At 61.6% G+C, this 26,010-nt stretch carries 19 protein-coding genes and 1 riboswitch; of the genes, 11 read left to right on the forward strand and 8 right to left on the reverse strand.

Annotation, left to right across the window (positions count from 1 at the left end; translation table 11 throughout):
• Nucleotides 1–44: 44 nt before the first annotated feature.
• Nucleotides 45–545, reverse strand: coding sequence for a hypothetical protein (locus A4A58_RS21325; protein WP_068735853.1), 501 nt, complete (start codon nucleotides 543–545; stop codon nucleotides 45–47).
• A gap of 442 nt (nucleotides 546–987) precedes the next feature.
• Between A4A58_RS21325 and A4A58_RS21330 the strand changes: the two genes are divergently transcribed.
• From A4A58_RS21330 to A4A58_RS21355, 6 genes are all read left to right on the forward strand, one after another.
• The gene (locus tag A4A58_RS21330; protein ID WP_068735855.1) at nucleotides 988–1,230 is read left to right on the forward strand and encodes a cysteine rich repeat-containing protein; all 243 of its coding nucleotides are present in this window, start codon (nucleotides 988–990) and stop codon (nucleotides 1,228–1,230) included.
• Between the two features lie 230 nt (nucleotides 1,231–1,460).
• Nucleotides 1,461–2,342: a squalene synthase HpnC gene (gene hpnC, locus A4A58_RS21335; RefSeq protein WP_068735856.1), complete on the forward strand. Its 882-nt coding sequence runs from the start codon at nucleotides 1,461–1,463 to the stop codon at nucleotides 2,340–2,342.
• 5 nt (nucleotides 2,343–2,347) lie between these two features.
• Nucleotides 2,348–3,193: a presqualene diphosphate synthase HpnD gene (hpnD, locus tag A4A58_RS21340; RefSeq protein WP_068736287.1), complete on the forward strand. Its 846-nt coding sequence runs from the start codon at nucleotides 2,348–2,350 to the stop codon at nucleotides 3,191–3,193.
• Entirely contained in the window at nucleotides 3,193–4,443 is a 1,251-nt protein-coding gene (hpnE, locus tag A4A58_RS21345) for a hydroxysqualene dehydroxylase HpnE (protein ID WP_068735858.1), read from the forward strand. Before hpnD ends, hpnE begins: the two co-directional genes overlap by 1 nt.
• A gap of 42 nt (nucleotides 4,444–4,485) precedes the next feature.
• Nucleotides 4,486–6,459, forward strand: a complete 1,974-nt coding sequence (gene shc / locus A4A58_RS21350) for a squalene--hopene cyclase (protein ID WP_433993643.1) — start codon at nucleotides 4,486–4,488, stop codon at nucleotides 6,457–6,459.
• The gene (locus A4A58_RS21355) at nucleotides 6,456–7,190 is read left to right on the forward strand and encodes a phosphorylase (RefSeq protein ID WP_068735860.1); all 735 of its coding nucleotides are present in this window, start codon (nucleotides 6,456–6,458) and stop codon (nucleotides 7,188–7,190) included. The genes shc and A4A58_RS21355 overlap by 4 nt, the downstream gene beginning before the upstream one ends.
• 104 nt (nucleotides 7,191–7,294) lie before the next feature.
• On the opposite strand, the gene hpnH is transcribed toward A4A58_RS21355, so the two are convergent.
• Both hpnH and ispH read right to left on the reverse strand, forming a co-directional pair.
• On the reverse strand, nucleotides 7,295–8,464 hold the full coding sequence (gene hpnH, locus A4A58_RS21360) for an adenosyl-hopene transferase HpnH (protein ID WP_068735862.1): 1,170 nt from the start codon (nucleotides 8,462–8,464) through the stop codon (nucleotides 7,295–7,297).
• Nucleotides 8,465–8,506: 42 nt separating this feature from the next.
• On the reverse strand, nucleotides 8,507–9,451 hold the full coding sequence (gene ispH, locus A4A58_RS21365; protein ID WP_192855923.1) for a 4-hydroxy-3-methylbut-2-enyl diphosphate reductase: 945 nt from the start codon (nucleotides 9,449–9,451) through the stop codon (nucleotides 8,507–8,509).
• A 394-nt stretch (nucleotides 9,452–9,845) separates the two neighbouring features.
• On the opposite strand from ispH, the gene A4A58_RS21370 reads away from it, so the two are divergent.
• On the forward strand, nucleotides 9,846–12,434 hold the full coding sequence (locus A4A58_RS21370) for an MMPL family transporter (protein ID WP_068735866.1): 2,589 nt from the start codon (nucleotides 9,846–9,848) through the stop codon (nucleotides 12,432–12,434).
• Here A4A58_RS21370 and A4A58_RS21375 read toward each other — a convergent pair.
• Nucleotides 12,424–13,134 (reverse strand): DUF2147 domain-containing protein, encoded by a 711-nt coding sequence (locus tag A4A58_RS21375; protein WP_068735868.1) that lies wholly within the window; start codon nucleotides 13,132–13,134, stop codon nucleotides 12,424–12,426. The genes A4A58_RS21370 and A4A58_RS21375 overlap by 11 nt on opposite strands.
• 99 nt (nucleotides 13,135–13,233) lie before the next feature.
• Here A4A58_RS21375 and hpnO point away from each other — a divergent pair, with 99 nt between their 5' ends.
• The gene (hpnO, locus tag A4A58_RS21380) at nucleotides 13,234–14,625 is read left to right on the forward strand and encodes an aminobacteriohopanetriol synthase HpnO (protein WP_068735870.1); all 1,392 of its coding nucleotides are present in this window, start codon (nucleotides 13,234–13,236) and stop codon (nucleotides 14,623–14,625) included.
• A gap of 3 nt (nucleotides 14,626–14,628) precedes the next feature.
• Here the strand turns inward: hpnO and A4A58_RS21385 are convergent, their stop codons facing one another.
• Nucleotides 14,629–16,248 carry a GMC family oxidoreductase gene (locus tag A4A58_RS21385; RefSeq protein ID WP_068735872.1) on the reverse strand — a complete coding sequence of 540 codons (1,620 nt, stop codon included), beginning with the start codon at nucleotides 16,246–16,248 and terminating at the stop codon, nucleotides 14,629–14,631.
• Between the two features lie 165 nt (nucleotides 16,249–16,413).
• On the opposite strand from A4A58_RS21385, the gene A4A58_RS21390 reads away from it, so the two are divergent.
• The gene (locus A4A58_RS21390) at nucleotides 16,414–17,586 is read left to right on the forward strand and encodes a M20 aminoacylase family protein (RefSeq protein WP_068735874.1); all 1,173 of its coding nucleotides are present in this window, start codon (nucleotides 16,414–16,416) and stop codon (nucleotides 17,584–17,586) included.
• Between the two features lie 115 nt (nucleotides 17,587–17,701).
• Nucleotides 17,702–18,199 (forward strand): ferritin-like domain-containing protein, encoded by a 498-nt coding sequence (locus A4A58_RS21395; protein ID WP_068735876.1) that lies wholly within the window; start codon nucleotides 17,702–17,704, stop codon nucleotides 18,197–18,199.
• A 159-nt stretch (nucleotides 18,200–18,358) separates the two neighbouring features.
• Here the strand turns inward: A4A58_RS21395 and gcvP are convergent, their stop codons facing one another.
• The 3 genes from gcvP to gcvT all read right to left on the reverse strand — a co-directional run bounded on the left by gcvP (nucleotide 18,359) and on the right by gcvT (nucleotide 22,811).
• Nucleotides 18,359–21,223: an aminomethyl-transferring glycine dehydrogenase gene (gene gcvP, locus A4A58_RS21400; protein WP_068735878.1), complete on the reverse strand. Its 2,865-nt coding sequence runs from the start codon at nucleotides 21,221–21,223 to the stop codon at nucleotides 18,359–18,361.
• 62 nt (nucleotides 21,224–21,285) lie between these two features.
• A complete protein-coding gene (gene gcvH / locus A4A58_RS21405; protein WP_068735880.1) occupies nucleotides 21,286–21,651 on the reverse strand; it encodes a glycine cleavage system protein GcvH in 366 nt (121 codons plus the stop codon).
• Between the two features lie 11 nt (nucleotides 21,652–21,662).
• Nucleotides 21,663–22,811 carry a glycine cleavage system aminomethyltransferase GcvT gene (gene gcvT / locus A4A58_RS21410; protein WP_068735882.1) on the reverse strand — a complete coding sequence of 383 codons (1,149 nt, stop codon included), beginning with the start codon at nucleotides 22,809–22,811 and terminating at the stop codon, nucleotides 21,663–21,665.
• Between the two features lie 141 nt (nucleotides 22,812–22,952).
• Nucleotides 22,953–23,047, reverse strand: a riboswitch (glycine riboswitch).
• Between the two features lie 229 nt (nucleotides 23,048–23,276).
• On the opposite strand from gcvT, the gene alaS reads away from it, so the two are divergent.
• Nucleotides 23,277–25,958 carry an alanine--tRNA ligase gene (alaS, locus tag A4A58_RS21415; protein WP_068735884.1) on the forward strand — a complete coding sequence of 894 codons (2,682 nt, stop codon included), beginning with the start codon at nucleotides 23,277–23,279 and terminating at the stop codon, nucleotides 25,956–25,958.
• Nucleotides 25,959–26,010 lie beyond the last annotated feature (52 nt).

A 26,010-nucleotide genomic window follows, 5' to 3' on the forward strand; every position in this document is an offset into this window, starting at 1 on the left:
CCGGATCGCTCCGGGGGCTTTTTTGTGAAGTGTGCAAGCCGGCGTCAGCTCTTGACCATATTGATCGAAACGCCGCGAATTTCGCCCTTGGAGCTGATCGATACCGACTGCTTGTTGCCGCGGGTCGTCAGCGTGATGTTGGCCGCAAAGCCCGCGGCCTCGACGAAGACGTCGATCTGGCCGCCGCCCGCCTTGCCGACCAGATTGCCGTAGACGTTGCGGCTGGCTTCGCTCCAGCTGCCGGACACGTTGTTGCCCTGGCTGGTGACATTGCTGGAGAGGTCGAACTTGTAGCTGTCGCTGGCGCAGCGCAGCGTCTGAGCCAGTGCGCTGCCGCCGCCATCCACCTTGTAGGTCGCCCGGCATCGAATGCGCTCCGAGGAGCCGTCCGACATGGAGACCGTTCCGGTACCGCTCCAGGCCCCGTCGAAGCCGGCGAACGGTCCGGACTGGGCATGGCCTGCGGACACCGACAGCAGCAGGATCGCGCCAGCGCCAGCGGCCTTGAGGGCGTGCCCGAACCGCTTTGCAGAATGGAATGTCATGTAAGTTTTCCCAAAATAGCGCTGTGTAACCGAGTTATGCCGCGCCTCATCGAAGCTTAAGTGTCGCTGCACATCTTTAGGTTCAATAGAGCGATCATAATTGGACGATTGTAAAAGTAACATGTCACCGCCCACAAGCGCGAAGGTTCCCGGAGCGGAACGGGCGGAGGTGATGCGCGTCTGAACAATTGTCGTAAAACCTTATCTTGTCCTGCGGGGGGGGGGCGTCGGCCGGTCCTGCAGCCAGTGCGGCCATGTGCGCAAGCTTTCGCCGCATTTATTCGTGTCTGTGGGGGCGGGAATGTTCTGTGTCCTGATTGCATCCATCGCCGCGAATTCGCCGATGTGCCTGAAGATAAAGCCTTCCCGGCGATGCGAATGTTTCAGTTTATGCTATGCACCACACGGGCTGTGAATCTCGCCACCATACTGAAGGAAGACAATGCGTAAATTTCTCCTGGTACTGTCCGTGCTTTCCGCATCTGCCTCGACCGGTGCATTGGCCCAGCAAAACCAGCCCCGCAGCGGCACCGACGCGGAGCAGAAGGCCTGCACCCGCGACGTGCAGAAGCTCTGCCGCGCCGTCATGGATCAGGGTGACCTCGTGGTTCTGTCCTGCCTGAAGGAAAACCGCCCCAAGATCAGCAAGGCCTGCAACGACGTGCTGGTCAGCCACGGCCAATAACCCGCCCCGATGCGAGATTCCGGGCTCGTGGCGCCGTTTTGGTCTCGCCGCGAGCCCGCCAAGACGTGATCCGGCCCGGCACTGGCTGCGGCCGAAAGTGGCATATTGGCATTGGTCTCACGGGCCAATTTGCCCTATATGGGGGCTCGCGGCCGACCCCGCCTGCCGGTATTACCGGACCTTGGCGGCCCCCGAGCCACCCTGTTCAAATCCAACGTAGCCAGTTCTGGATGACCCCTGCGAGCGAACTGCGATCCGGCAAGACCGATCGTGACGAGAATTTTCCTGTCGCGTCGTGGATTATCCATCCGCGCCACCGGGCGCTGATTCTTGCCTTCTATAATTTCGTCCGGACCGCAGACGACATTGCCGATCACGCGCTGCTCGATGCGCCTGCAAAACTGGCTCTGCTCGACGAGCTGGAGGCCGACCTGCTCGGTCAGGGTGACGGCCAGGCCGAAGCCGTCGTCCTGCGCGAGGCGCTCCAGATGCGCGAGATGCCCCCGCGTCATGCGCTCGACGTCCTGACGGCCTTCCGGATGGACGTGACCAAGCTGCGCTACGCCGACTGGGATGAGCTCATTCATTATTGCTCGTTCTCGGCGATGCCGGTCGGGCGTTTCATGCTCGACGTGCATGGCGAAAGCAAAGCCACCTGGCCGGCGTCGGATGCGCTGTGCGCGGCGTTGCAGATCAACAATCACCTGCAGGATTGTGGCAACGACTATCGCGATCTCGATCGGGTCTACATTCCGCAGGACACGCTGGACCGGCACGGCGCCTCGGTGGAGGATCTCAAGCAGGCGAAGGCGTCGCCGGCACTGCTGGCCTGTATTCGCGAATTGGTCGCCAAGACCGAGACCCTGATGCACGAGAGCGAGACGCTGACGGTTCATATCGCGGACGTCCGGCTGGGCTGCGATGTCGCCGTCATCGAGACCTTCGCCTGGCAGATCCTGAAGATGCTGAAGTTGCGCGATCCGCTGAGCGAGAAGGTCCATCTCTCGAAGGCCAGCATGGCAGGCTACGCGCTGGCCGGCATCGCCGGCGGGCTGTGGCGCCGCGCCACCACCAGCGCGCCGATGCCTCGTTCGACGACGCCAGGCGCATGAACCAGATGACGAGCCAGGTGAATAATAGCGAACCTCAGAGCGAGGTTCAGGGCGTTGCTGCCGGCAGTTCGTTCTATGCCGCGATGCGCATTCTGCCGCGCGCTCAGCGCGACGCGATGTTCCAGATCTACAGCTTCTGCCGTCAGGTCGACGATATCGCGGATTCCGATGGTCCGCGCGAGGTCAGGCTCGCCGACATGCAGCAGTGGCGCGCAGATATCGATGCGCTCTATGCAGGCAATCCGCCGGCGCGTGTGCGCGACTATGTCGGGCCGATCAAGCAATTCGGCATGCGCAAGGAGGATTTCATCGCCGTCATCGACGGCATGGAGATGGATATCCCCGCGGATATTCGCGCGCCCGATGACGCAACGCTCGATCTGTATTGCGATCGTGTTGCCAGTGCCGTCGGCCGCCTGTCGGTGAAAGTGTTCGGCATGCCGGACGAAGATGGCATTCTGCTTGCGCATCATCTTGGCCGTGCGCTGCAGATCACCAATATCCTGCGCGATATCGACGAAGACGCCGGTATCGGTCGTCTCTATCTGCCGCGTGAACTGCTCTATCACGCCGGCATCACCTCAACCGATCCCGACGTGGTGCGCGCCAGCCTGGCATTGCCGAAGGTCTGTGCGCCGCTGGTGAAGCGGGCGCAGGCGCATTTCGAAAAGTCCGACGAGATCATGGCGCGTAACAAGCGCCGCGTGGTGCGCGCGCCGCGGATCATGTCGAAATATTATCACGCCATCCTGGAATTGCTGGTGGCGCGTGGCTTTGCTTTGCCGCGCGACCCCGTTCGTCTCGGCAAGGCCTCCAAGATAGCGATCCTGCTGCGATACGCGATTATCTGATGCAAAAGACCGCTCATATCATTGGTGCCGGCGTTTCCGGCCTGTCGGCCGCCGTGCGTCTCGTCAATGCCGGCTTCAAGGTCCACGTCCATGAGGCGACGCAGCAGGCCGGTGGCCGCTGCCGGTCGTATTTCGACGCGCAGACCCAGCTCCAGATCGACAACGGTAACCATCTGGTTCTGTCAGGCAACAGCCACGTCGTCGCCTACGCAAAGTCGATCGGCACCGAAGCCGGGCTCGTTGGTCCGCCGCGCGCGCAATTCGCATTCGCTGATATCAAGACCGGCAAGCGCTGGCAGATCGATCTCGGCGATGGCAAGATCCCGACATGGTTGTTCGACAAGACGCGCCGCGTCCCGGACACCAGCGTCGCCGATTATCTCGCGCTGTCGCCGCTGATCTGGTCGTCGAATAGTCGCCTGGTTGGCGATGCCATTCGCTGTGAAGGCGTCCTCTACGATCGTCTGGTGCAGCCACTGTTGCTGGCCGCGCTCAATGTCGATCCGCCGGAAGGTTCGGCTGGTCTGGCCGGCGCCATCGTGCGCGAAACGCTGCTGGCAGGCGGGCAGGCGTGCCGCCCGCTGATCGCGCGCGCTGGTCTTAGCGATGTTCTGGTCGAGCCTGCGATCGAATTGCTGCGCGCCAAGGGCGCCGGCGTTCATTTTGGTCATGAGCTGCGCGGTTACACCATGAGTAGTGATCGCGTCACCGAGCTGAAGTTTGGCGCTGATGACGTCATCACGCTTGGCTCGGACGACGTCGTGGTGATGGCTGTTCCGCCGTGGGCCGCGAAGTCGCTATTGCCTGGCGTGAAGACGCCGACCGAGTTCCGCGCGATCGTGAACGCGCATTTCAACTACGTTCCTCCAGCAGGCCACGCGCCGCTGGTTGGCGTCGTTGGCGGTGTGGTGGAATGGCTGTTTGCTTTCCACAATCGCCTGTCGATCACGATCAGCAATGGCGACCGTTTCGTGAACACACCGCGCGAACAGTTTGCGCAACAGATCTGGGACGAGATCTGTAAGATTTCGAATATCCAGGCGCCTCTGCCCGCCTGGCAGATCGTGCGCGAGCGCCGTGCCACTTTTGCAGCTACGCCTGCCCAAGATGCCCTGCGTCCGGGCACGCGCACCGATTTCAAGAACCTGTTTCTTGCAGGCGATTGGACCGATACCGGTCTGCCGGCGACTATTGAGGGATCGGTGCGGTCGGGTGACCGCGCGGCCGATCTCGTTCTGGCGATGCGCTGACCGTTGCGCAGCCAGACGATCATTCACGACGAGTACGGAGATATGGCGAGCGAGATGCATTCGGTCAGTCCAGAGATCACAATTCAGAACGCGGCGCTCGAGACGAGCATCGCTTCGGCGAAGCAGGGCCTGCTGAAGTTCCGGCAGCCTGACGGCCATTGGGTATTTGAGCTCGAAGCCGACGGCACGATCCCGTCAGAATACGTGTTGTTGCGGCATTACCTCGGCGAGCCCGTCGATGCCGAGCTTGAAGGCAAGATCGCCAACTATCTTCGCCGCACCCAGGGCAGGCATGGCGGCTGGGCGCTGGTGCAGGACGGCGACTTCGATATGAGCGCCAGCGTGAAAGTGTATTTCGCGCTGAAGATGATCGGCGATTCGACCGACGCGCCGCATATGGTCCGCGCCCGCGAAGCGATCCGCTCGCGCGGCGGCGCCGTCAACGTCAACGTCTTCACGCGCTTCCTGCTCGCGATGTTCGGCATCCTCTCCTGGCGCGCCACTCCGGTGCTGCCGGTCGAGATCATGCTGCTGCCGATGTGGTTTCCGTTCCACCTCAACAAGATGTCCTACTGGGCGCGCACCACGATCGTGCCGCTCATGGTGCTCGCGGCGCTGAAGCCGCGCGCGCAGAACAAGAAGGGCGTCGGCATCGATGAGCTGTTCCTGGAAGATCCATCCAGGATCGGTGGCATTAAACGCGCGCCACATCAGAGTCGCGCGATGTTCGCCTTCTTCACCGGCATCGACATTCTGCTCCGCGCCGCCGAACCGTATTTCCCAAAGAAACTCCGCGCCCATTCGATCGCGAAAGCCGTCGAGTTCTGCGAGGAGCGCCTGAACGGCGAGGATGGTCTCGGTGCGATCTATCCGCCGATGGCCAATATGGTCATGATGTATGAAGTGCTCGGCTTCCCCGCCGACTATCCGCCCCGCGCCATCCAGCGCCGCGGTATCGACAAGCTTCTGATTGTCGGCGAGGTCGAAGCCTATTGCCAGCCATGCGTATCGCCGGTGTGGGACACCGCCCTGACCGCGCATGCGATGCTGGAGACCGGCGGCGATGAAGCGTTCGGTCCGGCGAAAGAAGGTCTCGACTGGCTGGCGACGAAGCAGGTGCTCGACGTGAAGGGCGACTGGGCGGTGAAGCGGCCGGATCTGCGTCCGGGCGGCTGGGCGTTCCAGTACAACAACGCGTATTACCCGGATCTCGACGACACGGCCGTGGTGATGATGGCGATGGATCGCGCACGCCGTCAGACCGGCGGCAAGGAATACGACGTTGCGCTCGATCGCGGCCGGGAATGGATCCTGGGCATGCAGAGCAGCGACGGCGGATTCGCGGCGTTCGAGGTCGATAACCTCGAATACTACCTCAACAACATCCCGTTCTCGGACCATGGCGCGCTGCTCGATCCGCCGACCGAGGACGTCACCGCGCGTTGTGTCTCGATGCTGGCGCAGCTTGGCGACACCGTCGAGACCTCGAAGCCGCTGGCAGACGGTGTGGAATATCTGCGCCGCACCCAGCTCGCCGAGGGCTCATGGTATGGCCGCTGGGGCCTGAACTACATCTACGGCACCTGGTCGGTGCTGTGCGCGCTGAATGCTGTTGGCATCGATCACCAGGATCCGGCGTTCCGCAAGGCGGTGGCCTGGCTGCTGTCGATCCAGAACGAGGACGGCGGCTGGGGCGAGGATGCGGTCAGCTACCGACTCGACTACAAGGGATTCGAGGCGGCCCCGAGCACGTCGTCGCAAACGGCATGGGCCTTGCTTGCGCTTATGGCGGCAGGCGAGGTCGATAATCCGGCTGTCGCCCGTGGAACGCGGTACCTGATGGACACACAGACGGAAAAAGGACTCTGGGACGAGGCCCGTTACACCGCCACCGGCTTCCCCCGTGTGTTTTATCTGCGTTATCATGGCTACTCGAAATTCTTCCCGCTCTGGGCGTTGGCGCGGTTCCGGAATTTGAAGAGCACCAACAGCAAGACCGTAGGGGTTGGGATGTGATTTTGGGCGATGGGGGCATTTCGACCGCGGGCGATACAACCGACCCGCGGCCGGTATTGATCGTCACGGGGCTGGTCCAGGAAGCGAAGATCGCTGCCGGGCCGGGGATGACCGTCATTTGCAGTTCAAGTGATCCCGTCCAGCTCCGCAGCCTGCTGGCTGACTTCGACCCCGCCACCATCCGCGGCGTCATCAGCTTCGGCGTCGCCGGCGGCCTCGATCCCGATCTCAAATCAGGCGCTGTCGTTGTGGCCACGGAAGTGGTGGCCGGCAACAGCCGTTGGTCAGCGTCTGAAGTCCTTAGCGACGAACTGATCGCCGGTGCCGGCGTTGGCCGCCAGAAGGTGTTTCGTGGTGGTCTGGTTGGTGTCGAGAAGGTCGTGACGGGGCAGGCCGGCAAGGCCGCACTGCGCTCGGAATTCGGCGCCGCTGCCGTCGACATGGAAAGTCACATCGCGGCTGAATTCGCTGCCAAGGCCGGTTTGCCGTTTGCCGCGCTGCGCGTGGTTAGCGATCCTGCCAGCCGCGCGCTGCCTGAAATCGCGACCACAGCTATCAAGCCGAACGGCGACATCGACATGCGCAAGGTGCTGCGCGGCATTGCCCGCAATCCACTGGTGATTCGGGCGCTGGTTTCGACCGGGCGCGACTTCAATCGCGCGCTGCGCAGCCTGCGCGACTGCCGCAGCTATCTGCTCGGGCACACCAACCTGGTTTCCGCGGACGTCTGAGCAACGCTCTGATGGGCCTTACAGGCCGTTCTGCACTATCATCGCTGCAAAGAAAAAGGGCGCGATTTGCATCGCGCCCTTTTTGATATCCGATCTGAACCGGCTCAGGCGGCGGTCGAAGCTTTCTGCGCCTTTTCCTCTGCCTTGGCGGCAGCGGCGACAGCTTCTTCCTTGCGGATGTCCGACAGGCGCTTCTGAACTTCCGACGAGAACACGTACTGCGCCGGGCGCTGCTTGGTGAGGTCGATTTCCGGCGCCATCGGGCCCGACGTCTTCACGCCGCGCATCGCCACCCACATGGCCTTGAACGGGTTGCTGATGGCTTCGTCCGCGGCGGTCGGCTCGTAGCCGCAATGGGCCATACAGTCGGCGCACTTTTCGTACTTGCCGGTGCCGTAGGTGTCCCAATCGGTGGTGTCCATCAATTCCTTGAAGGTCTTGGTGTAGCCTTCACCGAGCAGGTAGCAGGGCTTCTGCCAGCCGAAGATGTTGCGCGCGGGCATACCCCACGGCTTGCACTCGTATTCCTGGTTGCCGGCGAGGAAGTCCAAGAACAGGCCGGAATGCATGATGTTCCACTTCTTGCCCTTGCCGAGCGCAAAGACATCGCGGAACAGCTTCTTGGTCTTGGTGCGGTTCAGGAAGTGCTCCTGATCCGGTGCACGCTCATAGGCATAGCCGGGCGACATCGAGACGCCGACGCCGAGCTCAACGGTGTAGTCGAGGAACTTGGCAATGTCCTCGGCGGCGTGGCCGTCGAAGATGGTCGCGTTGACGTTGACGGCGAAGCCCTTGGCCTTGGCGGCCTTGATCGCGGAGACGGCGCGGTCGAACACGCCTTCCTGCGACACGGCCTTGTCGTGATGATCCTTGAGGCCGTCGAGATGCACCGAGAAGAACAGGTAGGGCGACGGCGTGAACAGGTCGAGCTTCTTCTCAAGCAGCAGCGCGTTGGTGCAGAGCGAGACGAACTTCTTGCGCTCGACCAGGCCCCGCACGATCTCGCCGATTTCCTTGTGGATCAGCGGCTCGCCGCCCGGGATCGCAACCATCGGCGCGCCGCACTCATCGGCGGCATCCCAACATTCCTGCGCCGACATGCGGCGGTTGAGGATAGCGTTCGGATAGTCGATCTTGCCACAGCCGACACAGGCCAGGTTGCAGCGGAAAAGTGGCTCCAGCATCAGCACCAGCGGATAGCGCTTCTGGCCAGTCAGCTTCTTCTTCAAGAGATAGGAGCCGATCTTCATTTCTTTAAAAAACGGAATGGCCATTTCGAATTTTCTCTCTGCGCATCACATCGTGACGAAGGTGGATCAAACCGCGGTCAGGTCGGCGGGTAGCTTGAATTCGATATTCTCTTCACGTCCAGGCAACACCGACACCGCAACCGGTCCGATCCGCCGCAAGGTCTCGATCACGTCATCTACAAGCACTTCTGGCGCGGATGCGCCAGCCGTGATGCCTACGGCACGCGCATCCTTCAACCAGGCGGGGTTGAGTTCGCTGCCATCGGCAATGAGGTAACTTGCGACACCCACTTCGGTGCCGATTTCACGCAACCGGTTCGAGTTGGAACTGTTGGTCGCCCCGACGACCAGAATGACGTCCACGAGCTTGCTGAGGTCTCTTACCGCAGATTGGCGGTTTTGTGTTGCATAGCAGATATCGCGGGTATCGGGGCCCTCAATGTCACTGAAACGCTGTTCCAGGGCCAAAATGATGTCCTTGGTGTCATCCACGCTGAGGGTCGTCTGGGTGATATAGGCGACCGGGTCCTGCGGTGGCAGCGTCAGTACCTTGACGTCCTCAACGCTCTGAACAAGGTAAACTGGGCCGGGCACCTGTCCCATGGTACCGTCAACCTCCGGATGGCCTGCGTGGCCGATCAGAATGACCTTACGGCCCTTGGACATGTACCGCTTGCCCTGGTTGTGGACCTTGGTGACAAGCGGGCAGGTTGCATCCAAAACAGGCAGGCCACGGGTGGCCGCTTCCTCCTCGACGCTCCGGGCGACGCCATGGGCGCTGAAGACGGTCATGGCGTTCGGAGGCACTTCGGAGAGTTCCTCGACAAAAATGGCGCCCTTGGCCTTCAGGCTCTCGACCACGTATTTGTTATGGACGATCTCATGGCGGACATAGACCGGCGCCCCATAGCGCTCGAGAGCACGCTCGACGATCTCGATGGCACGCACGACGCCCGCGCAGAAGCCGCGCGGCTGAGCCAGAAAGATTTCAAGGGGGCGACGATCAAGCACGTGGTACAAAGTCCATAATTGATTCCGGTACAATCCTTAATTCTGTACCACAATCAGGCACATATCCAGCCCAGCTGGATATTTGAGCCGTTCTGTGTGACAAAAATCACTCAGTATGCAATCACGAACCGAAAACGTGGTTTGCGACGACTGGCCGGGTTGCGGTAATATCTTGCGGTTGCGCCACAAGAACCTGAAAACTCTCACTTGTTCGTCACTTTACGGCGCGACGAGGCGTCGCTAACACGACCGTTGCTACGGTGATCAGCACGTTTTATGCCATCCCATCACATTGCTGAAAGCAAAGCGCATCCAATGCGAAAGTAATGGTTTGCGGAACCCTCCCTCGTGAACCGCATTCTTTGCGAGCCTCGTCCAAATAGAAAGAAAAAGCGTGCTGACAAGAGTTGTCGTCTCGATCGTGAACTTCTGCACCCGGTTTGCTCTGCCGGTGGTGCTCGTTTGTGTGCTTCTTTCGATTGGCGCGAGCTATTACACGGCGAAGAATTTCTCGATCAATACAGACATCAACAAGCTGATCTCGCCCAATCTCGATTGGCGTCAGCGCGACATTGCTTTCGACAAGGCCTTCGACCAGGAGCGTCTGATCATCGCGGTGGTTGAGGCGCCCACGCCTGAATTTGCCAATGCCGCAGCCAATGCGATGGAAGCGAAGCTGGTCACCAACAAGACAGATTTCGACTCGGTTCGCCGATTGGATGGCGGAGCGTTCTTCGAAAAGAACGGCTTGCTGTTCCTGCCGACCAAGGAAGTTGCGCAACTGACGGGCCAGTTCCAGCAAGCTGCTCCACTGATTGAAATCATGGCCGGCGATCCCAGTCTGCGCGGTCTCACTGGCGCCCTGGAAACCGGCCTCACCGGCATTCGCCGTGGGCAGCTTCAGCTCGACGCTGCGGCGCCGACCTTCAACGCCGTCTCGCAGACCATCGAAGACGTGCTGAAAAACGGCAAGGGCACTTTCTCATGGCGCGGGCTGGTCAGCGACAAGCCTCTGACCGATGGCGACAAGCGTGGCTTCATCGAAATCAAGCCTATCCTCGACTTCAACGCGCTTGAGCCCGGCAAGACCGCGACAGATGCGATCCGGCAGGCTGCCGTCGACCTGAACATCGCTGGCGAATACGGCGCACGCGTGCGGTTGACCGGCCCGGTCCCCATCGCAAACGAGGAATTCTCCACCGTGCAGGATGGAGCCATCGTCAACGGTATCGGTACGGTTTTGATCGTGCTGGTCATCCTCTGGATGGCGCTGCACTCGGCCAAGATCATCGGCGCCGTCTTCGCAACTCTGTTCGTCGGCCTCGTCACAACGACCGCCGTCGGTCTTATGATGGTTGGTTCGCTGAACCTGCTGTCGATTGCATTTGCCGTATTGTTCGTCGGCCTTGGCGTCGACTTCGGCATCCAGTTCAGCGTGCGTTACCGCTCGGAGCGCTACAAGAATGACAACCTGCCGCTGGCTTTGACGAAGGCCGCCGAATATTGCGCCGTACCGCTGTCGCTCGCCGCTTTCGCAACGGCTGCAGGTTTTCTGTCGTTCCTTCCGACCGATTACAAAGGCGTGTCCGAACTTGGCAAGATCGCCGGCGCCGGCATGATGATCGCTTTCCTGACCAGCATCACCGTTCTGCCGGCACTGCTCGACCTCTTGAATCCCGCGGGCGAAAAGGAGCCCGTCGGTTATGCGTTCCTGGCGCCTGTCGACCGTTTCCTGGAAGAGAAGCGCTTCTGGATTATCGGCATCACACTGGCGCTCACGATCGCCGGTCTGCCGCTGCTCTACTTCCTGAAGTTCGACTTCAATCCGATCAACCTGCGCAATCCGAATGTCGAGTCGATCGCGACCTTCCTCGATCTGCGCAAGGATCCGAACACGGGCGCCAATGCGGTCAATATCATGGCGCCAAACGAGGCCGCTGCGAAGCAGGTCGAAGAACGTCTCTCCAAGATCCCGGAAGTGGCTCGTACGATTTCACTCGGCAGTTTCGTCCCTGAGGATCAGCCCGCCAAGCTGAAGGCGATTCAGGAAGGCGCGAAGATTCTCGAGCCGGCTTTGAACCCCGAGTCGATCGACAAGGCGCCGACCGATGCGGAAAATGTCACCTCTCTGAAGGACTCGGCGGCGAGCCTGCGCAAACTTGCGGGAACGCAGATCAGTCCCGGCGCCGTCGCCGCGAAGCGTCTGGCGGATGCATTGGCCAAGACCGCTGATGCTAGCCAGCCTGTGCGCGATCAGGTGCAGGCGACCTTTGTGGTGCCGCTCAAGCTCGCATTGGGGCAGTTGCGTAATCTGATGCAGGCGAGCCCGATCAGTTTGCAGACCTTGCCGCCCGAACTGGTGAATTCGTGGAAGACCAAAGATGGCCAGATCCGCGTTGAGGCGCAGCCCAACGGCGATCCGAACGATAACGACACGTTGCGCAAGTTCGCCGATGCCGTGCTGAAGTCGGAGCCGCTTGCCGTCGGTGGTCCGATCTCGATCCTGAAGTCGGGCGACACCATTGTCACCGCCTTCATTCATGCGGGCTTCTGGGCGCTGATTTCGATCTCGTTGTTGCTGTGGTTGGCTTTGCGGCGCATCAGCGACGTGTTGCTGACTATCGTTCCCTTGCTGGTGGCGGGAACGGTCACGCTGGAGATCTGCGTGTTGATTGGCTTGCCGCTGAACTTCGCCAACATCATCGCGCTGCCGCTGCTGCTCGGCGTCGGCGTGGCGTTCAAGATCTACTATGTGACGGCGTGGCGAGCAGGCTACAAGAATCTGCTGCAGTCATCGCTGACACGCGCGATTTTCTTTAGCGCGCTGACGACTGCCACGGCGTTCGGCAGCCTGTGGCTGTCGAACCATCCGGGCACCGCGAGCATGGGTAAACTGCTCGCGATGTCCTTTGTAGTGACGCTGGCGGCCGTGCTGCTATTCCAGCCGGCTCTCATGGGTAAGCCGCGCGAGACTAGTGAGTGACCTTGTTGATCTCGGGCAGCAGGCAGATATCGCCGATATCGGCCGGCTGTCCCGGCGCCGTTGCTGCAGCGGTTTTCTGACCGGCTGGAGCGGTGGCCTTGGGTGCGCCGGCCGCAGGAGCCGGTGCAGCCTTGGGTGCAGCAGCAGAAGCCGTCGGAGTAGCCGCTGGGGCCATCTTGCCGCTGGTGGCAGCGCCCGCCTTGGGCAGGGCACCCTTGGCGGTGAGGTTCGAGGGGCTCGACGGAATCGACGGGCCTACGCGCGTCCAGGTCTGACCGCCGCACAGGAAACCGAGGACGCAGCCTTCGATTTCAAGTTCGTCAGCCGTGTCACCGAGCTTGATCGTCGATTTATAGAATTTTCCGTCTTTGGCATTGTAGACCTGACCCGCCCATTTGTCGTTTGCGGCATTCTTTTTCATGTCCAGCAATGTCACGATGCCCAGAGTGGGGCGTGCCTTCTTGGCGGCATCTGGATTGTTTTTGTCGATCCCGCCGGGGGTCTTTTCCCATGCTACGGCCCCCCACATGCTGCCACCGCATTCGGCAACACGAATATGCGCGACGCCGTCCTCAACCTTCCAATCGCCGGTCGGATCAGCTGCAAATGCGGGAGCCAGCCCTGCCGAAAACAAGCCTGCCGAAAAAAGGATTCCGCAATATGTAAGAGTACGCGTAGTAATGCGTGGGCGCTGCAACATGTTCAGACCTATGCTTAAGTAGCGGTTCTCGGCGAAGTCAAATCGCCGCATTTACGGTTTTCAGTTGACGAAGCGACCATCAACCGACGTATGTAACTCATGGTATATCCGAATCTAGACGTTTCCGAGATGTTTGTTGAACGGGAGGCGCAGCGTAGCTCGATGCATACGCGCCATCTTAATGAACAGCTCGTTCGAGTCCTCAAGACAATCGGATATGACGTTGGCTTTCAGCGGGGCACCGGCCAGTATTTGTTCGACCGGGACGGCGCCCGTTATCTCGATCTACTGAGCGGATTTGGCGTTTTTGCGATTGGCCGGAACCATCCGGTGATGCGGAATGCGCTCAAAAGCGTGCTCGACGCCGACATGCCCAATTTGGTGCAAATGGATGTCTCCACACTTGCAGGTATCCTCTCCGAGAAGCTGCTGGAAAACGTCCCCTATATGGACAAGGTGTTTTTCGCGAACTCGGGCGCGGAAACCGTCGAGGCCGCGATCAAATTCGCCCGCAATGCGACCGGCCGCGACGGGATCGTATATTGCGATCACGCCTATCACGGACTGACCTATGGCGCGCTGTCACTGACCGACGACACCAATTTCCGCGCCGGCTTCGGCCCGTTGCTCTCGGGCTGCACCACGGTGCCGTTCAACGACCTCGAAGCGCTGGAGAAGGCGCTGTCATCCAAGCAAGTTGCCGGCTTCATCGTCGAACCGATCCAGGGCAAAGGCGTCAACCTGCCCACCGATGAATTCCTGTCGGGCGCCGCTGCGCTGTGCCGCAAATACGGCACGCTGTTCATCGCCGATGAAATCCAGACCGGCCTCGGACGTACCGGAAAATTTCTGGCGATCGAGCACTGGAATGTCGAACCCGACATGATCCTTCTCGCAAAGGCTTTATCAGGAGGTCATGTTCCTGTTGGCGCGCTGCTGACGCGAAAAAGCATCTTCGACAAGATCTTCAACCGTATGGATCGCTCGCTGGTCCATGGTTCGACCTTCGGCAAGAACGATCTGGCGATGGCCGCCGGTATTGCCACGCTGGAGATCATGAAGCATGAGAAGCTGGTCGAGAACGCGGCCAAGCGCGGCGCCGAACTGCGGCTTGCTTTGCAGAACATGATTCCCGAATTCGAGCTTCTGAAGGAAGTACGCGGTAAGGGCCTGATGATCGGTGTCGAATTCGGCCCGCCGAAGTCGCTGCGCCTCAAGGCATCGTGGAACATCCTTGAATCGGCTAGCAAGGGTCTGTTCTGCCAGTTGATCACCGTGCCGCTGTTCAAGGAGCAGAAGATCCTGACCCAGGTCTCCGGCCACGGCAGTCACACCATCAAGCTGCTGCCGCCGCTGGTGGTCACCGAGGAAGACGGCAAGTGGATCGAGAACTCGTTCCGTACCGTGATCGCCGATAGCCATAAGGTTCCTGGTGCGATCTGGTCGCTCGGCAAGACGCTGGTCGATAACGCCGTGCGGAAGTCAGCTTAAACCCTACCGTCCATCTGCTACGATCATCGATGCGCCTTTTTCCGCGATCATTGCGGTTGGCGTGTTGGTATTGCCCGACGTGATCGTTGGCATGACCGAGGCGTCCACGACCCGCAATCCGGCGATCCCGTAAAAGCGCAGCCGTTCGTCCACCACGGCCATCGGGTCCGATTCCGTGCCCATCTTCGCGGTCCCGACAGGATGGAAGATGGTGGTGCCGATATCGCCGGCGGCCTTGGCCAGCGAAGCCGCATCGTCGCCAACCGATGGCCCCGGCAGATATTCTTCGGGATGATAGGCGGCGAGCGCCTGCTGCTTCATCAACCTGCGCGTCACGCGGATCGCATCGGCAGCAACCTGACGGTCGTCATCCGTCGAGAGATAGTGCGGAGCAATTGCCGGTGCATCATCGGGCTTCGCCGAGCGTAGTTTGATTTCGCCGCGCGATGTCGGCTGCAGATTGCAGGCGGCAATGGTGATCGCGGGAAAGCGATGCAGTGGATCGCCGAATTTGTCGAGTGAAAGCGGCTGCACGTGGAACTGGATATTGGCGCGTTCGCGATGAGCGTCGGAGCGCGTGAAGATGCCAAGCTGTGATGGTGCCATGGTGAGCGGCCCGCGGCGGCGTAGCGCGTAATCGATGCCCATCCAGCCACGGCGGAACAGATTGTAGTAGGTCTCGTTCAGCGTGCGCACGCCGGAGACCTTGTAGATCGCACGCTGCTGCAGGTGGTCCTGCAGGTTACGACCGACGCCCTGACGGTCGAGTGTGATGTCGACACCGGCGGCGGACAGCCACTCCGCGGGCCCGATGCCGGAGCGCTGCAACAGATGCGGGGAGCCGACCGCGCCAGCACACAGGATGACTTCGCCCTTGGCGCGTGCCTCCATCTCCTGACCGTTCTGGATGAAGCGCACGCCGACGGCACGGCCGTTTTCGACGATCAGGCGATCGACCATCACCTTGGTTTCAAGCCGCAGGTTCGGGCGGTTCAAGGCCGGTTTGAGAAAGCCGCGGGCCGACGACCAGCGGCGGCCGCGCTTCTGGTTGACGTGAAAATAGCCGATGCCTTCATTGTCGCCGGTGTTGAAATCGGCGGTCTTGCGAATACCCATTTCGGCCGCAGCATTGCCGACGGCGTCGAGTACTTTCCATGACAGCCGTGGCTCTTCGATGCGCCAACCGCCACCCGCGCCGTGATGTTCGCTGGCGCCGAGGAAATGATCTTCCAATTTCTTGAACGCCGGGAGCACATCGTCATAGCCCCAGCCATTGAGGCCGAGCTGGCGCCAGTGATCGTAGTCGGCGGCCTGGCCGCGCATCGAGATCATGGCATTGATCGCGGAGGAGCCACCGATCACCTTGCCGCGCGGATAGGCCAGCGCGCGGCCATTGAGGCCGGGCTCCGGCTCGGTGCGGAACATCCAGTCGGAGCGGGGGTTGCCGATGGCGAAAAGGTAGCCAACTGGAATGTGAAACCAGATCCAGTTGTCGTTGCCGCCGGCCTCCAGGACGAGGACGCGCTTGCCGGGATCTGCCGAAAGGCGATTGGCGACGATGCAACCGGCGGTACCTGCACCAACCACGATATAATCGAAATCACCCTCGAGCCGTGTCGTCATCGTTTCCCTGCCGCATCCGTTTCACGGTCTCACCTGCCGTGCCGAAAGGGATTAACGACGCGGCGGGCGTCTGTACAGCGTGTGATGGGACCGGTGGGGTGGGCCGTTGGCACGCGACATGCTAGACAAGGATATCGCCGTCCCACTGCATCGAGACCCTGACCCATGCCCATCATCAATCGCGTCGCCGATCTGCAACCGGAAATCATGGCCTGGCGCCGTGACCTGCATGCCCATCCCGAGCTAATGTATGACGTGCACCGGACCGCGGGTTTCGTGGCGGAGCGGTTGAAGGAGTTCGGTTGCGACGAAGTTGTGACGGGCTTGGGACGGACGGGTGTCGTTGGCGTCATCAAGGGCCGCAAGCCTGCCTCGGGCGAGCACAAGGTGATCGGGTTACGCGCCGACATGGACGCGTTGCCGATCGAGGAAGAGACCAATTTGCCTTACGCCTCGAAGACCCCCGGCAAGATGCATGCCTGCGGTCACGATGGTCACACGTCCATGCTCCTGGGCGCGGCGCAATATCTCGCCGAAACACGCAATTTCGCCGGCGATGCCGTCGTCATCTTTCAGCCGGCCGAAGAAGGCGGTGCGGGCGCTGCGGCGATGATCAAGGACGGCCTGATGGACCGCTTCAAGATCGATCAGGTCTACGGCATGCACAACAATCCCGGCATGCCCGTCGGCTCCTTCGCGCTGCGCCCGGGCCCGATCATGGCAGCGATGGACCGCATCTCGATCCAGATCGAGGGCAAGGGTGGCCATGCCGCCTATCCGCACAAGACCATCGATTCCGTGCTGGTCGGCTCGCAGCTCGTGATGGCGCTGCAGACGATCGTGTCGCGCACCGTCAATCCCCTGGAATCCGCGGTGCTGTCGATCTGCGAATTCCATGCAGGGCATGCCAGCAACGTGATCCCGGCGACCGCCGAACTGCGCGGCACCGTGCGAACGTTGAATTCCGAGGTGCGCGATCTCATGGAGAAGCGCATGAACGAGGTGGTCAACGGCGTCGCGCTGCAGACCGGCGCGAAGATCGTGCTCGACTATGACCGCGGTTATCCCGTCGTGGTCAACCATCGCGCCGAGACCGACATGGCGGTGCGCGTCGCCAGCGAAATATCCGGAGCCGAGAAGGTCAATATCGACATGCCGCCGGTGATGGGCGCCGAAGACTTCGCCTATATGCTGGAAGCGCGCCCCGGCGCCTTCATCTTTTGCGGTAACGGCGACAGCGCCGGGCTGCATCACCCCGCCTATAATTTCAACGACGACGCCATCGTCTATGGCACGTCCTATTGGGTGAAGCTGGTCGAGACCACCCTGGCGGCCTGACAGCGGGCGTCCACGCAACGATTTTTGATAGTTGCGTCACGACCTCAGGAACAAGACACATCAGGTGACGTTGAGCCGCGGGAAACGATCCCTGGCTCAACGGAGTGCATGCGTCATGGCGACCAAAGACAAAGACCTCAACGACCTCTTTCTCGATACGCTCAAGGATATCTACTTCGCCGAGAAGCAGATCCTGAAAGCCCTGCCGAAGATGGCCAAGGCCGCAACCTCAGACAAACTGCGCGCCGCTTTCGAAAAGCACCACGACGAAACCGAAGGTCAGGTCGAGCGGCTGGAACAGATCTTCGAACTGCTCGACAAGCCCGCCCGTGGCAAGACCTGCGATGCCATCATGGGCATCCTCGACGAAGGCAAGGAGATCATGGACGAGTACAAGGGCACGAGTTCGCTCGATGCTGGCCTGCTTGCTGCGGCGCAGGCTGTCGAACACTATGAGATCTCGCGCTATGGCACCTTGAAGGCCTGGGCCACGGAACTCGGCATGAAGGACGCGGTGCGGCTGCTCGACGAGACGCTCAATCAGGAAAAGAAGACCGACGAGTCATTGTCGGTGCTGGCGAAATCGGCGGTCAACCTGGCTGCGGCGGCTTAGTGCAGGCCTGCTTCCAGAGCTTCACATGACACCTGCTGCTGCCACCCGCGTAAGCGGGTGGCTCGGTAAACGGAGTCTTTTGTGATGACCCGCTGGCGACACCGTCTACTGGGTCGCCCGGTCAAGCCGGGCGATGACAGCGTGGGTGGAGGTGTTCGTTTACTCTGCGGCCTGTGCGTAGTCTTCCATCGGAGGACACGAGCACACCAGATTGCGGTCGCCATAGACGTTGTCGACGCGGCCGACCGGGCACCAGTATTTGTCGGTGCGTGAGGTGCCGGCCGGGAAACAGCCTTCCGCGCGGGTATAAGCGCGCTTCCAGTCGTCTTCGGCGATGTCATGCACCGTATGCGGTGCGTGGCGCAGCGGCGACGCCTCGACGTTCCAGCGACCGCTCTCGATATCCGTGATCTCCTTGCGGATCGCGATCATCGCCTCACAGAACCGATCGAGTTCGAGTTTCGATTCCGATTCCGTCGGCTCGATCATCAGCGTCCCCACGACAGGAAAGCTCATGGTCGGTGCGTGGAAACCGTAGTCGATCAGGCGCTTGGCGATATCGTCGACGGTGACGCCGGCAGACGTCTTGAATGCGCGTGGATCGATGATGCATTCATGCGCTACGCGACCCTTTTCGTTGCGATACAGTACCGGGAAGTGTGGATGCAGCCGTGTGGCAATGTAGTTCGCATTGAGGATCGCAAGCTCGGTGGCCGAGGTGAGACCCGCGCCGCCCATCATCAGGATGTAGATGTAGGAGATGGTCAGGATCGACGCCGAACCGTAGGGCGCGGCCGACACCGGACCCACCGGCACATCGCCGTTGGCCGAGGGATGACCGGGCAAATAGGGCGCCAGATGCGCCTTGACGCCGATCGGGCCCATGCCGGGGCCGCCGCCGCCGTGCGGAATGCAGAACGTCTTGTGCAGGTTGAGATGACTGACGTCCGCGCCGTAATCACCCGGACGCGACAGGCCGACCTGCGCATTCATGTTGGCGCCGTCGAGATAGACTTGACCGCCATTGGCGTGGACGATCTCGCAGATCTCGCGGATATGCTCCTCGAACACGCCGTGGGTCGACGGATAGGTGATCATGATTGCCGCGAGATTGGCAGCGTGTTTCTCGGCCTTGATGCGCAGGTCGTTGACGTCCACGTCACCGCGCTTGTCGCAGGCGACGACAACCACATCCATATTGACCATGCTGGCCGAGGCAGGATTGGTGCCGTGCGCCGATGACGGGATCAGGCAGATATTGCGATGGCTGTCGCCGCGCGCCGCGTGATAGGCGCGGATCGCGAGCAGGCCGGCATATTCGCCCTGCGCGCCGGAATTCGGCTGCAGCGACACGGCGTCATAGCCGGTGATGTCGCACAGCCACTTTTCCAGTGTCGCGAAAAGCTGGTGATAGCCGGCGGCCTGTTCGCGGGGCACGAATGGATGCAGCGATCCCCAGGCGGGCCAGGTCAACGGCATCATCTCGGTGGTGGCGTTCAGCTTCATGGTGCAGGAGCCAAGCGGGATCATCGCGCGGTCGAGCGCGAGGTCGCGGTCCGAAAGCTTCCGCATGTAACGGAGGAGTTCGGTCTCGGAGCGATGGCTGTGGAAGACGGGATGGGTGAGGAAGGCCGAGCTGCGCTTCAGCGACGCGGGCAGGGCGTCGCTGACGCCATGCTCGACGTCTGAATAGCCAAGTTTGCCACCGAAGGCGCGCCAGATGGCTTCAACGGTTTCCGGCGTCGTGGTCTCGTCGAGCGCGATGCCGATTGTGCCGTCACCGATGCGCAGGTTGATCTTTTCGGCCTGAGCTGCAGCGACTATGCCGTCGCGCTTGTCACCGACGGTCATGGTCAGAGTATCGAAGAACGCCTCGCTCTCCGGCGCGAAGCCGAGCTTCTTGAGGCCTGTGGCCAGCACCAGCGTGCGGCGATGGACCATGCGCGCGATGTGCTTGAGACCCTCCGGGCCGTGATAGACCGCATACATCGACGCGATCACGGCGAGCAGCACCTGCGCGGTGCAGATATTCGATGTCGCCTTTTCGCGGCGGATGTGTTGCTCGCGGGTCTGAAGCGCGAGGCGATAGGCGGGCTCGCCGCGGGAATCGATGGAGAGGCCGACGAGGCGGCCCGGGATCGAGCGCTTGATCGCGTCGCGCACCGACATGTAGCCGGCATGTGGACCGCCGTATCCCATCGGCACGCCGAAGCGCTGTGCCGAGCCGATCGCGATGTCTGCGCCGAGTTCGCCCGGCGAGGCCAAAAGCGTCAGCGCCAGCAGATCGGCGGCGACGACCGCGAGCGCGCCCTTCGCTTTGAGCGCGGCGATGGTCGGCTTGAAATCGCGCACGATGCCCGTCGTGCCGGGATATTGCAGGATCGCGCCGACCACATCGGCTTTGTCGAGGTCAGTGAGCGGATTGCCGATCTGAAGCTTCCAGCCGAGCGGCTCGGCGCGGGTGCGCAGCACCGCGAGGGTCTGCGGATGAACTTCATGATCGACGAAGAAGGTTTTGGTCTGAACGTTTGAGGCGCGCTCGGCTAGTGCCATGGCTTCCGCAGCGGCGGTCGCTTCATCGAGCAGCGATGCATTGGCGACGTCGAGACCGGTGAGGTCACAGATCATGGTCTGGAAATTGAACAGCGCTTCGAGTCGGCCCTGACTGATCTCCGGCTGATACGGCGTATAGGCCGTGTACCAGGCCGGGTTCTCCAGGATGTTGCGCTGGATCACCGTCGGCAGAACCGTGCCGGAATAGCCCTGGCCGATCAGTGACGTGAACACCGCGTTCTTGGCCGCCATCTCGGTCATATGCGCCAGAGCCTCGGTTTCGCTGAGCGCGCGGCCGAGATCGAGCGGCGTCTTCTGGCGAATTGAGGCAGGGAGCGTCTCGCCCATCAGTGCGGACAGGCTTTTCGCGCCGACCGTTTCAAGCATCACACGAATATCGGCTTGCGAAGGGCCGATATGGCGGCGGACGAAATCGGTGGCGACGTCGCCGGAAGATTTGTTCAGGGTCATCTGTTGTTCCTCGAACGAATTTCAGAAGCTCGTCATGGCCAGGCTTGTCCCGGGCATGACGACTAGGCGGTGTGGGCTTTGTAGGCGTCGGCATCCATCAGGCCTTCGAGCTCGCTCTTGTCAGCGATCTTGATCTTGAAGAACCATGCCTTGCTGTCGGCATCGGAATTCACTAGCGCCGGTTCGGCGGCGAGTGCGTCATTGACCGCGACGACCTCGCCGGTGATCGGCGCATAGACGTCGGAGGCGGCCTTGACCGATTCGACCACGGCGGCGGCTTCGGCCTTCTTCAGCGCACGGCCCACTTTGGGCAGTTCGACGAACACGACGTCGCCGAGCTGTGACTGTGCGTAGTCCGTGATGCCGACGGTGACGACGTCGCCATCAATCAAGAGCCATTCGTGGTCTTCGGTGTACAGGGTGGTCATGGGTCAGTTCCTCAACGCTTGTAGCTGTGGGGGACGAAGGGCATGGGTGACACTTTCATCGGCATGCGCTGGCCGCGCAGTTCGGCGAAAACGGTGGTGCCGTCGGCTGCCTGCGCGTTGGGCAGATAGCCCATTGCAATTGGCGCGCCGAGACTGGGGCCGAAACCGCCCGAGGTGACGCTGCCGATCGATTCGGTGGAGTTCGCATCCGCGAACAGCAGGACACCTTCGCGCACTGGCGCGCGGCCTTCTGGCAGCAGACCGATGCGTTTGCGCGGTGCGCCGCCGTCGAGCTCCGCCAGTATCCTGTCGCTGCCGAGGAAGCCGCCGGCGCGGGCGCCACCAGTGCGGCGGCTCTTCTGGATCGACCAGTTCAACCCGCCTTCGATGGGCGTGGTCGTCGTGTCGATGTCATGGCCGTAGAGGCACAGCCCGGCCTCGAGACGCAGGCTGTCGCGGGCGCCGAGGCCGATCGGCAGGACGTCGGGATGATTGAGCAAGGCGGAGGTAAGAGCCTCGGCTTGATCGTTCGGGATCGAGATCTCGTAGCCGTCTTCGCCCGTATAGCCGGAGCGTGAAACGAAGCAGGCAATGCCGTTCATCTGATGCGGGCCGGCATCCATGAACTTCATCGCCGGTGCCTCAGGGCAGAACTTTGCCAGCACGTCCGCCGCCTTCGGACCCTGCAGCGCGATCAGCGCACGGTCGGGCAGGGTCTCGATGATGCAGGTGTCGGAGAGATGCGCGCGCAGATGCGCCTCGTCTTCATCCTTGCAGGCAGCGTTCACCACCAGAAACAGGTGATCGCCGAAATTCGCCACCATCAGGTCGTCGAGAATGCCACCGGCCTTATTGGTGAACTGGGCATAACGCTGACGCCCCGGTGCCAGCGCCAGAATGTCCATCGGCACCAGCTTCTCGAGCGCCAAGGCCGCATCTTCGAGTTTGCCGGACTTCGCCCGCAACGTGAGCTGGCCCATATGGGAAACATCGAACAGTCCCGCGGCCGCGCGGGTGTGGAGATGCTCCTTCAGCACGCCGGTGGCGTATTGCACCGGCATGTCATAACCGGCGAAGGGCACCATCTTGCCGCCACGGGCGACGTGGAGGGCGTGCAGCGGCGTTTGTTTCAAAGTTGAGGGTTTGTCGGTCGCTAGCATGGTGACGGGTCCTCGCGGTTCCCCAGGACCATTCCCGGAGTGCCTGTACGAGCCCCATCTGTCGCTGTGCCTGAGAGTATTATCCCGTCGGCGGACGCCATCGGCCCATTCGGGCTCAAAGGCATCTCTTTCCAGATGCTAACCTGTCACGCGGTCCTTTTGCCTGAGAGTTTCCGGGGCGGTTGCTCCTTCGGCGCCGGCCCAAACGGGGGCCGGTCTCTCCCGACGTGACGTCTTTCAACGCTGGCACAAGAGCATGTGTTCCCTGAATCTGTCAACGCGGTTGCAGCACCGATCAACGGCCCTGTGCTGTTGCGGCAAGCCCCTGATCTACTTGAATGATCCCTTGCACAGTTTCTGGACAGGCCTAGTGCCGCCGGTCTAAAAGCAACCGTTGTGGCATCAGCCGACGGCAGGGCCGTGGGCGATTTTTAGGCGCCAGTTCTTGGGCGCAATGGGACTGATATGAGCGGCGTTAACGAGATCAGGTCGGCATTTCTGAATTATTTCGCGGCGAATGGCCACGACATCGTGTCGTCGTCGCCGCTGGTGCCCCGCAACGACCCGACGCTGATGTTCACCAATGCCGGCATGGTGCAGTTCAAGAACGTCTTTACCGGCGTCGAGAAGCGGCCCTATCAGCGCGCCACGACATCGCAGAAATGCGTCCGCGCCGGCGGCAAGCATAACGACCTCGACAACGTCGGCTACACCGCGCGCCATCACACCTTTTTCGAGATGCTCGGCAACTTCTCGTTCGGCGACTATTTCAAGGAACGCGCGATCGAACTCGCCTGGAACCTGATCACCAAGGAATACGGCCTTCCGAAAGATCGCCTGCTGGTCACCGTCTATTCCGAGGACGATGAAGCCTTCGCGCTCTGGAAGAAGATCGGCCTGCCGGATTCCAGGATCATCCGCATCCCGACCTCCGACAATTTCTGGCAGATGGGTGATACCGGCCCGTGTGGCCCGTGTTCGGAAATCTTCTTCGACCATGGCGACAAGATTCCCGGCGGCCCTCCCGGCTCGCCTGATGAAGACGGCGACCGCTTCATCGAGATCTGGAATCTGGTGTTCATGCAGTTCGACCAGCTCGCGCCGGGCAACCGCATCTCGCTGCCAAAACCGTCGATCGACACCGGCATGGGCCTTGAGCGCATCGCAGCGGTGCTGCAGGGCAAGCACGACAATTACGATATCGACCTGTTCGTCGCGCTGATCCGCGCCATCGCCGATCTCACCGGTGCCGATCCGCAGGGTCCGATGAAAGCCTCGCTGCGCGTCATAGCTGACCATCTGCGCGCATCGTCGTTCCTGATCGCCGACGGCGTGCTGCCGTCGAACGAGGGTCGTGGCTATGTGCTCCGCCGCATCATGCGCCGCGCCATGCGTCACGGCCAATTGCTTGGCGCCAAGGAGCCATTGATGTGGCGCCTGGTGTGGGCGCTGGTGCGCGAGATGGGCCAGGCCTATCCCGAGCTGGTGCGCGCCGAGAGCCTGATCGAAGAAACGCTGCGCCTCGAAGAGACGCGCTTCCGCAAGACGCTGGATCGTGGTCTCGGCATTCTCGACGACAAGAGCGCGTCCCTGAAGAAGGGCGACATGTTCGACGGCGAGACCGCCTTCACGCTGTACGACACCTACGGCTTCCCGCTCGACCTCACACAGGACGCACTGCGCAACCGTGGCATCTCCGTCGATATCGCGTCGTTCACCGATGCGATGGAAAAGCAAAAGGCCAAGGCGCGCGCGTCGTGGTCGGGCTCGGGCGACACCGCGACCGAGACCGTGTGGTTCGGCCTACGTGAAAAACTCGGCGCGACGGAATTTCTCGGCTACGAGACCGAGTCTGCGGAAGGTGCGGTTACGGCACTGGTGAAGGATGGCAAGGAAGTCGACAGCCTCAAGGCCGGCGACACCGGCGCGATTGTTCTCAACCAGACGCCGTTTTATGCGGAGTCCGGCGGTCAGGTCGGCGATCTCGGCGTCATGACAGGCGAAGGCGTAACCTTCCGCGTCACCGAAACCCAGAAGCGTGCCGGCGATCTGTTCGTGCATATCGGCACGCTCGAGCAGGGCACGCTGAAAATTGGCGCGGCGCTCGCGCTGGAAGTTGACCACGCCCGTCGCTCATCGATCCGCGCCAATCACTCTGCGACGCATCTGCTGCATGAAGCGCTCCGTCAGGTGCTCGGCGACCACATCGCGCAGCGCGGTTCGCTGGTAGCGCCGGATCGTCTGCGTTTCGACTTCGTCCATCAGAAACCGATCACGGCCGAGGAACTGCGCTGCGTCGAGGACATCGCCAATAATGTCGTGCTGGAAAACGACGCCGTCACCACGCGCCTGATGGCGGTGGACGATGCGCGCGAGGCCGGCGCCCGCGCGCTGTTCGGCGAGAAATACGGCGACGAAGTCCGCGTCGTCTCGATGGGCAAGACGCCGCGCGAGAGCGGCAGCAATGCGCTCGGCTGGTCGGTCGAACTCTGCGGCGGCACCCATGTGAAGCGCACCGGCGATATCGGCATGATCTCGGTCACCGCCGAAAGCGCGGTGTCGTCCGGCGTACGCCGTATCGAGGCGCTGACAGGCAATCATGCGCGTCATCACGCCAATGAGACGATCCTTCTCGCCAAGACCGCGGCGAACGAACTCCGCACCACCCTCGACGACATGCCGGCGCGCATTGCCGCGCTGATGGATGAGCGCAAGAAGCTGGAGCGTGAACTGTCCGAAGCGAAAAAGACCATCGCCATGGGCGGCGGTGCTGCGGCCGGTGCATCGGCCGCTGGTGGCGCATCCGCAGACGTCAAGACTGTCGGCGATGTCAAGCTAATGGCCAAGAGTGTCTCGGGCATCGAGATGAAGGATCTCAAGAGCCTCGCCGATGCCGGCAAGAAGCAGCTTGGCTCCGGCGTGGTCGCGATCATCAATGTCGGTGAAGACGGCAAGGCCGGCGTCGTGGTCGGTGTGACCGAGGATCTGACCAAGCGCTTCAGCGCCGTCGATCTGGTGAAGCTCGCCTCTGAAGCCCTCGGCGGCAAAGGCGGCGGCGGACGGCCCGACATGGCGCAGGCCGGCGGTCCGGACGGCGCTAAGGCCGACGTGGCGCTGAAGGCGATCGAAGCGGCGATCGGCAACTAATCTTGTCATTCCGGGCTAGCGCTCTCAGCTTCGCTGAGATCGCGCCCCGGAA

The organism is Tardiphaga robiniae, from assembly GCF_001618955.1.
Taxonomy (GTDB): domain Bacteria; phylum Pseudomonadota; class Alphaproteobacteria; order Rhizobiales; family Xanthobacteraceae; genus Tardiphaga; species Tardiphaga robiniae_A.